This window comes from Caballeronia sp. LjRoot29, assembly GCF_964252755.1.
Taxonomy (GTDB): Bacteria; Pseudomonadota; Gammaproteobacteria; order Burkholderiales; family Burkholderiaceae; genus Caballeronia.
On sequence record NZ_CAXUPU020000005.1, the window covers coordinates 184985 to 197654 of the forward strand.

A 12670-nucleotide genomic window follows, 5' to 3' on the forward strand; every position below is an offset into this window, starting at 1 on the left:
AGAACACTAGAGAGCGGCCTTGAGCACATTGATCGTCCTACTGCCGCCGCGCGACCCGGCGGTGCGCTCCGAAGAGTGGAATTTGCCGGAGCTGCCGTTTCTGCTGCTCGACAAGCGCAATGTCACGCAGCGGTCCGGCCGTTCCGCGCTGTCGCTGCTGCCGCGCGCGAGCGCGACGGTGCTGATTGTCGCTGCGCGCGACCTGTTGCTGACGGCGGCGCAAATGCCGCCGCTGAAAGGGCCGCGCTTGCGCCAGGCCTTGCCGAACGTGGTCGAGGACCAGCTGATCCAGGATCCGCAGACGTGCCATATCGCCGTCGATCCGGTCGCGCTCGCGAGCGGCCGGCGCGTGCTGGCGGTGATCGACCGCGGCTGGTTCCGCTTCGTGCTCGAGGCGTTTGCGAACGCGGGTCATCGGAACGTGAAGGCCGTGCCGGCCATGCGCTGCCTGCCGCTGCACGAAAGCGTCGCCGATACCCCGAATCCGTTCGTCGCGGGCATCCTGGGTGACGTGGTGGCAACGGCCCCGGCTTTGCTCGGCGGCGATACCCTCCGGCCAGCGGAAAGCGCGACGACGCGCGTCGAGATCGCCATTGCGCGCGGCGAACACGCGGCGCTGGGCGAAGGCCTTGCAATTCCCGCCGACGCCGTGACATCCACGCTTACCGCACTCGCGGGCGCACAGCCGGCAACGCTGTACAGCCTGCGCGACGTTCCTGGCTCCGAGCCACGGATGGCGTCGACGCGGCCCGCGTTTCCCGGCGCTCAGCCGCTGACGTTCGAAACCCTTGCACGCAACGCGCTCGCGAACCACTTTGACTTGTGCCAGTTCGAGTTCGCCGCGCAGCCGTGGCGGCTCGACCGCGCGACCATGCGGCGCCTGAGACTGCCGGTGGCGCTGCTGGCTGGCGCGCTGGTGATATCGATGATCGGTATCAACATCCAGTGGCTGCAGCTCGCCCGGCAACGCGACGCGATCAACGCGCAGATGACCGAAACGCTCCTCAACACGTTCCCGAAAACCACGGTCGTACTCGACGCACCCGACCAGATGTCGCGTCAGCTCGACCGCTTGCGGCTGGTGTCCGGGCAACTGTCGCCGTCCGATTTCCTTTCTCTCGCCGATGCCCTCGCCCGTGCGCTCGGCCCGATCCCGGTGAACGGGATCGCAGGGCTGGATTACCACGACCGGCGGCTGGAAGTGACTTTCAAGCCGGAAACCAAGGTCGATCCGGGCTTGCAAAGACGGTTGGAGGCGAACGGACTGGCTGGTGGTATCGACAGTAATTCCGGCAAGTGGACCGTCAGGAGCGCCCAATGAAACAAGCCATCATCGACACATGGGGCGAGTTCTGGAACGCACGCACCCAGCGTGAAAAAACCATCCTGATGTGGGGTGGCCTCGTGGCGGTCATCGCCGTGGTTTATCTCGTCCTGTGGGCGCCTGCCTACGAAGGCCGCGCGCGGCTTCGCAACTCGCTGCCCGCCATGCAGCTCCAGCTCGCGCAGATGACCGCGCAAGCGAACGAGGCGCGCTCGCTTGCGGGCGGCGGCCAGGGCGTCACCCCGACCGGCCCCGCGTTGCGCGACGCGCTGTCAAAGTCCCTCACCGATAACAACATGCCCCCCGCCCAAGTCCAGGTGGTCGCCGCGGGCGTGCAGATCCAGTTGAAGAACGCATCGTTCCCGGAATGGACGGTGTGGCTCGACAGCGTCAGGAAGCAGTTCAAGGTGCAAGTCAGCGAGGCGCACATCACGGCGCTCAAACCCGACGGCCAGGTGGATCTGACGGCATCGCTGCAACCGGCCCAGGCGCCATGAACTACGGCATGCGGCGGCTTCTCGCGGCTTGGCCGTGGTTCGTGGTGGCGGGAATATCGGTGGTCGTGACGCTGGCCGTCATGCTGCCGGCCGCCTGGATCGTGCCGCAATTCGCGAAGTCGACGGACGGCCACGTCAATCTCGTCGATCCGGCCGGTTCGCTCTGGAAGGGTTCGGCCACGCTGATGCTGGCAACAGGCGGCGGCGCGGGCGCTGCCGACGGCGCGACGCTGCTGCCGGGACGGATCGAGTGGCACACGGCTTTCTGGCCCCTGTTCACCGGTCACGTGCGCATGGAGATGCGCCAGACGCAATCCATGCCGGACTCGGTTTTCGTCGATGCCAGCCTGTCCAGTTCGACGGTTTCCCCGGGCGCGATCGCCGTGCCGGCGAGCCTGCTCGCGGGTCTGGGCGCGCCGTTCAACACGCTCAACATGGAAGGCAATGTGCGGCTGACGTGGACCGAATGGCGGATCTTGGGGCAGAACACGTACGGGCAGGTGATCGTGACGCTCGCCGACATGGCGTCCAGCGTGTCGCGCGTGAAGCCGTTGGGGTCCTATCGAGTGGTGTTTCAGGCGGAAGGCCAGGCCGGGACGATCAACCTGACGACGACGTCGCCGGGGCCGTTATTGTTGAGCGGGCAAGGGACGGTATCGAAGACATCGAGCGCGTTCAACGGCGTGGCAACGGCCACACCGGAGGCCCGGGAAAACCTGGCGGGATTGTTGAACCTGCTCGGACGGCATACCGGACCGGATACCGTCGAGCTGACCTTCGTTCGATAACGCGAGGCGCTGCAGTTTTCAGTTCAGGGCCTTACTCTTTGGCCGTATCGCCGTTCGCGACCGCAACGGTCGACGAGCCCCGCGCGGGACTCACCGCAGCGCTCGACCCCTTCACTGCGACGCCGCTCGCCGGGGCCGGAACTGCTGCTTCAGGCGCCGCTGCGCTGCCGGTTTCGTGATCCATTTGCGCGCTATCCCAGCCACCGCCGAGCGCCTTGATCAATCCTACCGACGACACCATCCGCTGCCCGGCGATATTCGCCAGCTTCTGCTCGGCGGTGAACGCCGTGGTCTGCGCGGTGAGCACGTTGATAAACCCGACCGTGCCCGACTTGTACTGATTGGTCACAATCGCCAGCGCCTGCTGCGCCGACGCCACCGCTTGCTGCTGGATACCGATCTCGTTCGCCAGAATTCTCTGCGATGCCAGGTTGTCCTCGACGTCCTGGAAGGCGGTCAGTACAGCTTGCCGGTACGTCGCCACCGCCGAGTCATATGACGCGCGCGCCGCTTCGGTCTGGGCGGCCCGCAAGCCGCCATCGAAAATAGTGGCGGCGAGATCCGGCCCGAGCGTCCAGAACCGCGACGGCGCGCTCAGCAATTGCGAGAATATCGAGCTTTGAAAACCGCCCGTTGCCGACAACGTCAACGTCGGGAAAAACGCCGCAATGGCCACGCCGATCTGCTCGTTCGCCTGCGCCGCCTTGCGCTCGGCCGATGCAATATCGGGCCGCCGTTCGAGGATGGCAGACGGCAGTTGCAGCGGCACGTCGGGCGGCGTGGCGTCCAGCGGCGATGGCGCGAGAGCGAACGTTGACGCCGGTTCGCCGACCAGCACGGCGATCGCGTGTTCGTATTGCGCCCGCGCGACGCCGTTATCAATGGCCGACGCTTGTGCCGATTGCAACTGCGTCTGCGCCTGGATCACGTCCGAACGGGCGGCCGTGCCTTGCGCGTACTGGTTCTGCGTGAGTTGCAGCGTGCGCTGGTAGGCGGCGACGGTATCGTCGAGGAGCTTTTGCTGCGTGTCGAGCGAACGCAACTGGAAGTACGTTTGCGCGAGCGTACCCTGCGCCGAGAGGCGTGCGTTGGCGAGATCGGCTGCGGCGCTTTGCTCACCGGCGCGCTGCGCGCCGACCGTCCGGCTGACGGTGCCCCACAAATCCGGTTCCCACGACGCATCGAGGGAAAGATCGTAGCTATTGGTGATTCCGCGGCCAGTCGACACCGTGCTGGTCGAGCGGCTCGAGGAACCTGCCCGCGAGCCCGACGCCGATAACCCCAGCGTAGGGAAATACGCCGCGCGCGCTTCCGAGACCAGCGCCCGCGATTGCCGATAAGCCGCCGCGAATTGCGCGATAGTCTGGTTCGACGCGTTCAGTCGCGTTTCGAGGTCGTTCAACTGCGGATCGTTATAAATCGCCCACCAGTTTCCACGATCCACCCGGTCGGAAGGCTGCGCGACTTTCCAGCCTTCCGGCGCTTCTTTATACGATGCAGGAACGGCGGTATCGGGGCGTTGGTAGTTCGGACCGACGGCACAACCGGCGATGGTCAGTGCCAATGCGAGGACGATTGCGGACTTGGCGGGAAAAACGGGTATTCGGGTGAACGGCATCTGCTCTGGATTCCTGTCGGAGGGCGCGGGTGCTTCAGCACAATGCGGCGCGAAGCGTTTCGTGCGACCGGTCCGAAATGTTAACTGAACGCGCGTGTAGGGCGGGCGTCGGGCAGGCGTTAGGGTAACGGTTTGAAAGGAAGCTTGGTGTTACGCGCCGTGCGGAATCGGTTACGGGTGATTACGCAACGGTTACGCGGCACGCGGGCCTCTCACCCGGTGCTGCGCGAGTTGCGTAAAGACCTGCCAGGAACGGCGACGGGAATATCAGGCGTCGCAATGTTTCGGACGACAGAGCAGCGGAGTCTTCGCGGCGGGGGCCGATTGCGCTGTATTGCGCGAGCGGCGATTTTCGAACCACGCGGCGCCCAATACGACAAATGATCCACCCGGCAGCAAGAAGACGATCACGTATAGCGCCAACTTCCATGTACTCAAGTTGGGCGGCAGGACGTGCACCAGGGCGGCGGATATTGAATGGCCGAAGCGTCGGCCGAGGAGGAGGGTGTTTTGGGCAGCGCGGTTCATCGGGTAAATCCATTTACGCATCGAATGGGTCGATGCTTTCATTCGGTCAGAACATGGTCTCGGGTGGCGCCGTAGCGCGTAACTCGTTGCTTAGAATAATATTGACTATGCAATCGATTTTCAAGATGCGTTCCTTAGCAAATTTTTGCAGTGTTGTTTTTCAGTCGCGAGAGTCGGACTTGCGTCGCATGAGTACCGTTTGGTCGGCGAATTAGGCGCGTCATTCCGGTTTGGGGACTTTCACCGCTGCCGTTTTGCGTACCGTGTCCAGCAGTGCTTCGTTGGAGCGTTCGGGGCGTCTGAGCGTCGTGCGAATTCGGTTGGTCGGAGCTGTCGAGGTTGCTGATTGCGGCTTTTAGCCCGTTAGAACAGGGGCTTTTTGTGAACGGTCGGCTTCGAACGGGAAACCGGCGTGCATTGGAAAGTCCACGTTCCGTCCGAAGTCGTATGTGCAACATAGAGCTGAGGGGACGTGAGGCAATGAATGTGTTCAACGCCAATCCGGACACTTCCAGCTCAGTAGATCAACCGATGTTTTACGCTTAGCGGAGCCGCCGGAAGCGCGTCGGATATCGAAAAGACACGGCATTACCTCTGCGGATTAAAACAATGCCTATGCAAGGGTTTTAGCTATCGAACCGATAGTAACGAGTCTGTCGATGCACTAATTAGTATGTAGCCGCCACATTTGCGCCGTTGATGGCCAAATCAGCCGATCGCAAAAAACAAAGGCCGCGCCTCCTGACGAGAGCGCGGCCTTCGCAATCAATAATCGATAAAACCCTATTGCGGCGTCAGATCCTGACCAGATTGCCCCGGCTGATTTTGAAGCGTAGGCGGCATCGGTTGCACGGGCAGGTTTTGCGGCATCGGCCGCGTCGGCGGGGCGGGAGCAACCGGAGGCAAAGCGTTGCCGGTTGCCGTCGCGCCTCCCGGCGTGCCCATCTGCGATGGGCCGCCGCGTACGAACTGCTTGAAGTCCGCGCCGGCCTTCCACGGATTCGGTTCGCAACCGAGCATGTTGTCGCAATGAGCAGCGAAACCGATCGTCGCCGTGCCTTCGTTGCTCGGCGTCTTCGTGATCTGGTACGCGAGCGCGCGTTTGCCGCCAGACGGGCCGGCGGTCTGGATGATCGAATCCGTCACGGTCTGCAGCTTGTACTCGGAATGGTTACTGACCCAAACCTGCGCGCGTGCCCACCACGCGTCACATTCGGCCTTATTCGTACACGTGAGCGGCGCGGTGGCTTGCTCCATGGTTTCGCCGGCTACCTGGCCGGTTGTCGAGCAGCCGGCCAGCAGGGCGATTGCCGCCGCTACCGTACTCATCGCCGCGGTCTTGGCGAAGCTTGCGTTCCCCAACAGGTTTTTTCTCATTGTTCTTCCTCTCCTTGATATGTGTTCAGGCCGGCCGATTAACCCGGCCAGCTGCTGATCGGTCCGATTCAGCTGATACGTCGCTATTTTCAGACCTGACCCGCACGCGAGCGTTTCCACGCGTTGCGCACTGTTGCAAAACAAGTAAGGGTTGCCGCTGCTGAGTCCGTGCGGCGAGGAAAAACCTGCTGGATTGATGGGCGTCGGTTTTTAACGCGACGCCCAGCCGCTTCAAACGCTAATGCGATTCAGCGTGTAAGCACGATAAGCACCGACGAAGGCATCGAAGGAACCCACTTCTTCACGTTCGATTCTTGCCTGATCGTCCAGTGACTTTGTAGCAAGCGCCGCCATTTCGCGCTCGGCTTCAGCGCTGAGCGGACGGCCACGGAAATAATCGGCGTGCTTCGCGCTCAGTTCCAGCGCGAATTCGTTGAAGCTTTGATGCTTCTCGCGCATGGTCTCGAGCACGCGGGCGGACGGTGTCAGCGAGACATCGGCCAGTCGCGCGCGCTGGGCCTTCAAGGCAGTCATGTGTTCATCGATACCATGCAGCGCGTCGAGCGCCTGCGCGACCGGTTCGATGTTATCGAGCAACGAATCAGCCCAGCCTTGCATCGGAACTTCGCGCCCATCGCGTGCCAGCGTCAGGCCGGGCTTGCGCCCTTCCTTCGTGATGCGCGCGAAGTTTTCGTTGGCTTCTTCGTTGGCGGCGCGCGGCAAAAGCGGGCTGTCTTCGATCGCGCAATACAGCAGATATGCGTCCATGAACCGCGTGGTCTCGAGCGAAATCCCGGTCGGCTGGAACGGGTCGATATCGAGACAACGCACTTCGATGTATTGCACGCCACGCGACGACAACGCGTGCAACGGCCGCTCGCCAGGTTGCGTGATGCGCTTCGGCCGGATGGTCGAGTAGAACTCGTTTTCGATCTGCAACACGTTCGTGTTGATCTGCACCCACTCGCCGTCACGCTGCGTGCCCATGGCTTCATACGCCGGATACGGCTCGCTGACCGCTTTCGCGAGCACGTCGAGGTAACCGTCGAGCGTGTCGTAGCTCGGCAGCAGCGCGGATTGCGCGGGGTTGTTCGTGTAGCCGAGATCGCTCATCCGCAGGCTGGTGGCGTACGGCAGATAACGCGTGGCGGCGTCGAACGTCTCCAGCGTATTCGGCCGGCCGCGCAGGAACTGCTCGTTGAGCGCCGGCGATGCGCCGAACAAATACATCAGCAGCCAGCTTGTCCGCCTAAAATTCCGGATCAGCGCGAAATATCGTTCGGACTGGAAATCGACGAGCGGCACGGCGCTGCGGTTATCGAGCGCGGCCCACGTGCGCCACACGTCTTCATGCAGCGAATAGTTATAGTGAATCCCGGCAATACATTGCATGGTCCGGCCGTATCGCAACGACAAACCGCGCCGGTACACGTGCTTCAACATGCCAATATTCGATGTCCCATACCAGCCGATCGGGATGTCCTGATCGGCGGGAAGAACGTTGGGCATGGAGTCGTTCCAGAGCAGTTCGCTGCCCAGATGCGCGTAGGCGAAACGATGCAAGTCGTCCAGTTGCTCAAGCGTGCGCGCGACGTCGTGCTCGGCCGGCGTGATCAGTTCGATCAGCGCTTCGGAGTAGTCGGTGGTGATAAGCGGATGCGTGAGCGCGGAACCGAACGTGCGCGGATGCGGCGTGGTGGCAAGCGTCCCGTCGCGCGTCACCCGCAGGCTTTCCTTCTCGATGCCGCGCAGCCCCTGGCGCAACGCAGCGCCTTGCGGGCCGCTGGTCAGCGCGGATAAGCGGCGCTGGAAGGCGCTGTCGGACGGAGATGAGAAATTCGTATTTGCCATTGCTGCGACGGTTGCGTGTCTGGCGCCGAACAGAATGCGCCGAACCAGATTTTTGGGTAGCGGGCACTTTAACATCTCAGTGTAAGACGTGCTTGAACCCTTATCGGATAAGGGTTTGCGCGAATTCGAGCGGTTTGACGCGTGGTTTGGGGCCGGTTCGCCGCGGCAGGTTTAAATAGACGATGCGGGGTTGGCGATTCGGCTGCGTAAGCAGCAGTGAGCGCGGTGGGTTTCAGGATCGGCTTCGGGCCAATGTAACGATGCCGCGCGTCATCCGCCTTTCGCCGATCCCGCCCGGTCGGCAATCTCGTTCCACACATGCAGAGCAGCATACGCGCGATACGGACGCCACGCCTCGGCACGGGCGCGCAACGAGGCCGCTTTCGCCATCGACGGATCGCGTGCAACCAACGCCTGCATCAGGATCAGGTCGGTGCCGGGCCACGCGTCGGCATCGCGAAGGGCGCGCATCGCGACATATTCCACTGTCCACGGCCCGATACCGGGCATAGCCAACAACGCCGCTCGCAATTCGGTACGGTCCGCGTCCGGATCGTCCAGTGGCAGCGCGCCTGCCGCGACCTCGCGGGCGAAACCCTGCAGCGCGGCCACGCGTTTGCCTGGCATGCCGATCTTCTCGAGATCGACCGCGGCCAGCGCGGCGGGCGTGGGAAAACGCCAGGCCGTGCCGGCGTGCGGGTGATCGGTAAGCGGCGTACCGGCGCGTTCCACGAGCCTTCCCACAATAGTCGATGCCGCTTTCACGCTGACCTGTTGACCAACGATCGCGCGCACGACCAGCTCGAAGCCCGACCACGCGCCGGGTACGCGCAAGCCCGGCACGGCTCGCGTCAGCGGCGTGAACCACGGATCTTGGGCGAGATGCGCGGCGATGGCGGGCGCGTCGGCCCGGAGATCGAACATGCGCGTCAGATGCTCGCCGATCGCTTTCGCATGGCGGCTCGCGGCGCCTTCGAGCGTCGCGACGAGACACGGTTTGCTGGCGTGTTGTGTCACGCTGAGCGTGCCTGAATCGCCGAGCCACTCAATAGCCCGCCGATACGAACCGTCCTCCACCGCTTCGACGCCAAGCGTCGCGCGTCCCGCGAAAAATCGCAGGACGCGCGGCCAATCGTAGGGTTCAACGTAGGGAAGCTGGAGGCGAGTCGGTTCGGTTTGTGGCAATTTAGGCGCGTTCGAAAGCAAGGAGGATCGGGCAACGAGGATGCTGATCGGCATCGTATCGTTTAACGTAATTGTGATGCCACAAACCGCAGCGCGCCATCAACCCAGATCCTCCGCGCCAACGGTTTCAAGCGGCGCAGTTTCCCGATGTTCCTTTTCCGCCGATAACAACGCGACCTTGCGCGCCGTGCCCCATCGATACCCCGCGAGCGCGCCGTCCTTATGCACCACGCGATGACACGGGATCGCGAGCGCCACCGGGTTCGACGCGCACGCATTCGCCACCGCCCGCACCGCGCGCGGCGATCCAAGCGTTTCGGCGATATCCGTATAACTGCGCGTCTGCCCATACGGAATCCTTTGCAACGCGTCCCATACGCGCTGCTGAAAAGCCGTTGCGCTGATATCGAGCGGCAGGTCGAAGTGCTCGCGCGTGCCACGCAGATACGCATCAATCTGCACGATAAACGGTGCAAGCCGCGCCTCGTCCTTGATCCGTTCCGCGTCCGACAACTCTTGAGCGAGTTCAGCTTCGAGCGCGACGGGGTTATCGCCGAAAGCGATCTTGCAGATGCCCTTGGCCGTTGCGGCGACCAGCACGATCCCGAGCGCCGTTTGCGCCGTCGCGAAATGCACGACCAACCCTGCTCCTTTGCGTCGATACGTCGACGGCGTCATCCCCAGCTCGGCGGGCGCCGCTTCGTACATACGCGATGTCGAACCGAAGCCGGCGTCGTGCATCGCGCGCGTCACGTCGTCGCCACGCTGGAGCGCGCCGCGCAATGTATCCGCGCGGCGGGCGGCCTGGTATTGCCGCGGCGACACGCCAACCACGCGTGAAAACAGCCGCTGCAAATGAAATGCGCTGACATGCACGGCGCGGCTCAATTCCACGAGCGTCACGCGTTGCTGCGGGTCGGCGTCGAGCACCTTGCACGCCCGCTCCACGATCGCCAGTTCGCGCGACAGGCTGCCCGGCTGACACCGCTTGCACGCCCGATAACCGGCGGCTTCGGCTTGCTTGGGGGTATCGAAGAATTCGACGTTTTCACGCTTCGGCTGCCGCGACGCGCACGATGGGCGGCAAAACACGCCGGTCGTGCGAACGGCATAGAAGAATTCGCCGTCGGCGCTTGAATCGCGGCTCAACAACGCGTTCCAACGGGTTTCATCGTTGGAAAAAGTAGCGGCACTGTGTTCGGTTTTCATCACAATCCTCGGTTTGCGAAGGGTACGTGACTACTTTAGAGGCGCACGTCTATAGGTACTCGCCGGATCTTGCTCTGTCATTACTTCCTTGAATGACGGGGATGTGCACGCATGGACAAATGACGCACAGATGCGACACATCACCACCATAGGGGTTTTTACTACGATAAGTGTTGCATCGCTCCTATCGGCTGTGTAATATCGGAACTGTCTCCTCCATGTCTCCTCCTGATATGGATTCAGCCCGCTCCGCAACGAGTGGGCTTTTTTTCGTCTGTACGCTTTGAAGCCTTGATAGCCGGGCTGTTTCGCAACACTTGCTAAACTTCAGTCTGGTTTTTGCGCCAATCCATTGGTTGGCAGCACGATAAAAAACGGAGACATGCGATGCACATACCCATTCGCGAGATTGACCACGTTGTCATTCGCTGTGCGAACCTTGACGCCATGGTCGGCTTTTACAAGACGGTGCTGGGATGTCCGGTGGAGAAGGAACAACGAGAAATCGGACTTGTACAGATGCGCGCAGGACGCTCGCTGATCGACCTGCTTGCGGTGGGCGCGAAGATCGACCGGCCGGAAAGCGGCACGCCGGGCGCGGGCAACAACATGGATCACCTGTGCCTGCGCGTGGAACCGTTCGATTCCGCCGCGTTGCGTGCGCATTTGCTTGAAAACGGCGTGCGCCTGGGGGAAGAAGGGCGTCGCTACGGTGCTGAAGGTTTCGGCCCGTCGCTTTATCTCTTCGATCTGGAAGGCAATCTCGTCGAACTCAAAGGGCCGCCGGAAGCCTGATTGGCGAGCGTGCCCGGATATCCGGTCAGCGCGGTTTTCCCTTGAACACCGTCCAGTCGATAGCGACCGGATCGACCGTCGCGCTTCCCAGCGACGCCTCCCCATCCTGCACCGTGCATTGAAGCCGCATAGTCCGTTCGGCCAGAGCGCCGAGCGCTGCGGCCACGCCATCGGTGAGCGACCACACGGTCACGTTCTGCATGCGTTCGACCTTCGCCTTGACGCCCTGCCACCAGATTTCCGAGGTGCGGCCGCCATACGCGATCACGATCACCCGATCCGCGCGTCCGCTCGCCTTGGCGATGCGCCGTTCTTCCGGCTGGCCGACTTCAATCCACGTTTCGATTTGTCCAGTCAGATCCTTTTGCCAGAGATCGGGTTCGTCGGTGTCGGACAGCCCTTTGGTGAATTCGAGGCGTTCGCTGGCGAATAACGCGAACGCGGCGACACGCACCATCATCCGGTCGTCGGTTTCGGACGGATGCCGGGCGATCGTCAGCGCGTGGTCGCCGTAGTAGTGCCGATCCATGTCGGCGATTTGCAACTCAGCTTTATAGATTGTGGATTTAAGGGCCATGCAACACCAGAAAGCCTGTTTAAGAGGCCGGAAAAAGGGAATTCGGAACGCATGTTTCGGGCGGAGCCGCTGCTTATCGACGCGTGATGATACCGAACGCGTTCGTTCGTTGCGGGGAAAGGTTGGTGGAGGGGACGTGTTGCGGGGGAAAGACGGGAGAGCTGGCGTGACCGATCCTGCCGGCGATTGTCCCGCAGGGCACGCAACGAACCCGATGGGAGTGAATAAATTCACTCCGTGAATTCGTCGCGACAATAGATAAGCGGCGGTTTTTAAACCGCCGTCATCAATTTAAATCGCGATCTGCTGGTGATTAACTCATTGTTTAATGAATCGATCCGCAGTCCACAAACCTTGGGTATCGCTATTTGCAGCATTCACGAATTCAACATCATGTCCGACGACCTGCACTACACGGAAATGAGCGCCTTCCGGTGTGGGAATGCATTGAAAACCGGCGAAGAATTCCTGCATTTTCTGCTGTTCGCCTGCTTGGGCGTGCTGATCGGCGGAATCGAATTTGTCTTTCGATAAACAACCGTACGCATTAGGCATGAAACTGAACGTTTGTTGCGGCTGGACCACCTTGTCCTGAGCGTAGGTCGAGGTGATCGCGCCCAATAAGCCGATCATTACGAAACCAGCAATGGCGCGCTTTTTCATCTATAGCCTCCATGCAACTCTTTAGCGGGGATTCAGCTATGTATTCAGTGACTAGTTATTAATTTGCAGCGTTAATCCTAGATGAGAATTTGCAAGAGGCAAGCACATCTTGTGTGCGTTCGCAACACGACAGATTGTCGCAGACGCGCGTTCTTGATTAAGCGGCTTTAAGCGTGCGGCACCGTAATCAAAAACCGGATTGATGCGGCGCAAACAGAAAATACAATAAAAGATGCCCGGTTCGCTGGAGCCGGGCAT

12 protein-coding genes are annotated in these 12670 nt (G+C 61.7%); 4 read left to right on the top strand and 8 right to left on the bottom strand.

Annotated elements, in window-relative coordinates; all coding sequences use genetic code 11:
* The first annotated feature begins 19 nt into the window (after window positions 1–19).
* Genes gspL through ACSQ83_RS08320 form a run of 3 tightly spaced genes read left to right on the top strand, consistent with a single transcriptional unit; the run spans window position 20 to window position 2609 of the window.
* Window positions 20–1321: a type II secretion system protein GspL gene (gspL, locus tag ACSQ83_RS08310; RefSeq protein WP_414947728.1), complete on the top strand. Its 1302-nt coding sequence runs from the start codon at window positions 20–22 to the stop codon at window positions 1319–1321.
* On the top strand, window positions 1318–1821 hold the full coding sequence (gene gspM, locus ACSQ83_RS08315) for a type II secretion system protein GspM (protein ID WP_436227800.1): 504 nt from the start codon (window positions 1318–1320) through the stop codon (window positions 1819–1821). The genes gspL and gspM overlap by 4 nt, the downstream gene beginning before the upstream one ends.
* Entirely contained in the window at window positions 1818–2609 is a 792-nt protein-coding gene (locus ACSQ83_RS08320; protein ID WP_414947726.1) for a type II secretion system protein N, read from the top strand. The genes gspM and ACSQ83_RS08320 overlap by 4 nt, the downstream gene beginning before the upstream one ends.
* Window positions 2610–2640: 31 nt before the next feature.
* Here the strand turns inward: ACSQ83_RS08320 and ACSQ83_RS08325 are convergent, their stop codons facing one another.
* The 6 genes from ACSQ83_RS08325 to ada all read right to left on the bottom strand — a co-directional run bounded on the left by ACSQ83_RS08325 (window position 2641) and on the right by ada (window position 10377).
* A complete protein-coding gene (locus ACSQ83_RS08325) occupies window positions 2641–4227 on the bottom strand; it encodes an efflux transporter outer membrane subunit (RefSeq protein ID WP_414947725.1) in 1587 nt (528 codons plus the stop codon).
* A 267-nt stretch (window positions 4228–4494) separates the two neighbouring features.
* On the bottom strand, window positions 4495–4755 hold the full coding sequence (locus tag ACSQ83_RS08330) for a hypothetical protein (RefSeq protein ID WP_436227801.1): 261 nt from the start codon (window positions 4753–4755) through the stop codon (window positions 4495–4497).
* A gap of 783 nt (window positions 4756–5538) precedes the next feature.
* Window positions 5539–6132: a hypothetical protein gene (locus tag ACSQ83_RS08335; protein ID WP_436227802.1), complete on the bottom strand. Its 594-nt coding sequence runs from the start codon at window positions 6130–6132 to the stop codon at window positions 5539–5541.
* Between the two features lie 231 nt (window positions 6133–6363).
* On the bottom strand, window positions 6364–7983 hold the full coding sequence (gene gshA, locus ACSQ83_RS08340; RefSeq protein WP_414947722.1) for a glutamate--cysteine ligase: 1620 nt from the start codon (window positions 7981–7983) through the stop codon (window positions 6364–6366).
* A gap of 270 nt (window positions 7984–8253) precedes the next feature.
* On the bottom strand, window positions 8254–9216 hold the full coding sequence (locus ACSQ83_RS08345) for a DNA-3-methyladenine glycosylase family protein (RefSeq protein ID WP_436227910.1): 963 nt from the start codon (window positions 9214–9216) through the stop codon (window positions 8254–8256).
* Window positions 9217–9267: 51 nt separating this feature from the next.
* On the bottom strand, window positions 9268–10377 hold the full coding sequence (gene ada, locus ACSQ83_RS08350) for a bifunctional DNA-binding transcriptional regulator/O6-methylguanine-DNA methyltransferase Ada (RefSeq protein WP_436227803.1): 1110 nt from the start codon (window positions 10375–10377) through the stop codon (window positions 9268–9270).
* Between the two features lie 387 nt (window positions 10378–10764).
* Between ada and ACSQ83_RS08355 the strand changes: the two genes are divergently transcribed.
* A complete protein-coding gene (locus ACSQ83_RS08355) occupies window positions 10765–11172 on the top strand; it encodes a VOC family protein (protein ID WP_436227804.1) in 408 nt (135 codons plus the stop codon).
* A 25-nt stretch (window positions 11173–11197) separates the two neighbouring features.
* Here the strand turns inward: ACSQ83_RS08355 and ACSQ83_RS08360 are convergent, their stop codons facing one another.
* Together ACSQ83_RS08360 and sap1 are read right to left on the bottom strand one after the other, a co-directional pair.
* Window positions 11198–11749 (bottom strand): YaeQ family protein, encoded by a 552-nt coding sequence (locus tag ACSQ83_RS08360; RefSeq protein WP_031360972.1) that lies wholly within the window; start codon window positions 11747–11749, stop codon window positions 11198–11200.
* A gap of 318 nt (window positions 11750–12067) precedes the next feature.
* A complete protein-coding gene (gene sap1, locus ACSQ83_RS08365; RefSeq protein WP_414947719.1) occupies window positions 12068–12412 on the bottom strand; it encodes a surface attachment protein Sap1 in 345 nt (114 codons plus the stop codon).
* Between the last annotated feature and the right edge of the window lie 258 nt (window positions 12413–12670).

Bases quoted from the DNA above. Each gene is read 5' to 3' on its own strand.
- ACSQ83_RS08330 (WP_436227801.1), bottom strand. From the start codon at position 4,755: ATGAACCGCGCTGCCCAAAACACCCTCCTCCTCGGCCGACGCTTCGGC.
- ada (WP_436227803.1), bottom strand. From the start codon at position 10,377: ATGAAAACCGAACACAGTGCCGCTACTTTTTCCAACGATGAAACCCGT.
- sap1 (WP_414947719.1), bottom strand. From the start codon at position 12,412: ATGAAAAAGCGCGCCATTGCTGGTTTCGTAATGATCGGCTTATTGGGC.
- ACSQ83_RS08325 (WP_414947725.1), bottom strand. From the start codon at position 4,227: ATGCCGTTCACCCGAATACCCGTTTTTCCCGCCAAGTCCGCAATCGTC.
- ACSQ83_RS08360 (WP_031360972.1), bottom strand. From the start codon at position 11,749: ATGGCCCTTAAATCCACAATCTATAAAGCTGAGTTGCAAATCGCCGAC.
- ACSQ83_RS08355 (WP_436227804.1), top strand. From the start codon at position 10,765: ATGCACATACCCATTCGCGAGATTGACCACGTTGTCATTCGCTGTGCG.
- ACSQ83_RS08335 (WP_436227802.1), bottom strand. From the start codon at position 6,132: ATGAGAAAAAACCTGTTGGGGAACGCAAGCTTCGCCAAGACCGCGGCG.
- gspM (WP_436227800.1), top strand. From the start codon at position 1,318: ATGAAACAAGCCATCATCGACACATGGGGCGAGTTCTGGAACGCACGC.
- ACSQ83_RS08320 (WP_414947726.1), top strand. From the start codon at position 1,818: ATGAACTACGGCATGCGGCGGCTTCTCGCGGCTTGGCCGTGGTTCGTG.
- gshA (WP_414947722.1), bottom strand. From the start codon at position 7,983: ATGGCAAATACGAATTTCTCATCTCCGTCCGACAGCGCCTTCCAGCGC.